Annotated in this window: 2 pseudogenes; one reads left to right on the plus strand and one right to left on the minus strand. The window is 34.9% G+C overall.

The features are described from left to right. Window positions 1-194: 194 nt before the first annotated feature. A pseudogene (locus tag F6K37_RS43580) lies at window positions 195-972 on the plus strand (IS630 family transposase); the annotation flags it as partial. Between the two features lie 8 nt (window positions 973-980). Here F6K37_RS43580 and F6K37_RS43585 read toward each other — a convergent pair. Beyond that, a pseudogene (locus F6K37_RS43585) lies at window positions 981-1,166 on the minus strand (IS630 family transposase); the annotation flags it as partial.

Below are 1,166 nucleotides of genomic sequence, written 5' to 3' on the forward strand. Positions count from 1 at the left end.
TAAAAAGTACGATTTGGCGGATCTCGATGCCTTTATGGCCTTACAGGAAGCTGCCATGACTGGTCGCGTGAGGCAACAATCTCGCGAACAAATGAATCATTAGCCAAATGGATAATTGACTAACTATAGTCATTTTGAATAATAGTGGTACAATATAAATAGTAAAATAAAAACCAGAATAAATCATTTAAAAAATGTCTTACAGTCTAGATTTACGAACAAGAGTCATTGACTATATTGAACACGGAGGAAGTATTTTATCCGCTGCCAGAATCTATAAAGTGGGACGCTCTACAATCTATAGGTGGCTAGCAAGAGTGGATTTAAAACCGACAAAAGTCACACGGCGTAAGCGAAAATTAGATTGGCATGCATTAAAACAAGATGTGAAAGACAATCCAGATTTAAGATTATGCGATCGCGTAGCGTGACCTACGGTCAATCGCGCTCAAAAGTTTGGAGTTAATATTAGTTCAATCAGTTAGGCATTGGGTCAGATGAAAATCACACAAAAAAAAAGATTTAAGGTATCGAGAAAGAAATAGACAAGAAAGAATAAACTACTATAGATTACTCAGAGAGTTGATTAAAAAGTATGGGATAGAAAGCCTTGTATATATTGACGAGAGTGGATTTGAGGAAGTTCAAGAATGTCTATATGCTTGGTCTATGAGAGGGAAGAAAGTAATAGGAAATAAACAAGGTAAAAGAAAAAAAAGAGAAAACTTGGTGGCAGGAAGAAGAAAAAGAAAGAAAGATTTAATTGCCCCAATGATTTTTGAAGGAAGCTTAAATGCTGTTGGGTTTGAGGGATGGCTAGAAAAATATTTATTGCCATCACTTGAGCGAAAATCAGTACTAATAATGGACAATGCACCAATTCACAGAAAGACCCTGATTAAGGACTTAGTTGTCGGCCTTGGGCATGAAGTCATATTTCTCCCTAAATACTCTCCAGATTTAAATGATATATAGCAATCCTAAATAGGTTGTGGCAAAATTCCATACTTAAAAAGTTTGGGAAAATCAAATATTTGACCATCAGTAAAAAACTTGAATAACCACTTTACTTTTTTAAAAGAACTGCAAATATGATAAAATTTTCTCAAGAAACTTTTTCCTTGTAACCAAATATCTTCTACCGGATTTTGTTCCGGAGCATTAGG

Source organism: Moorena sp. SIO4E2, assembly GCF_010671945.1.
Classification (GTDB): domain Bacteria; phylum Cyanobacteriota; class Cyanobacteriia; order Cyanobacteriales; family Coleofasciculaceae; genus Moorena; species Moorena producens.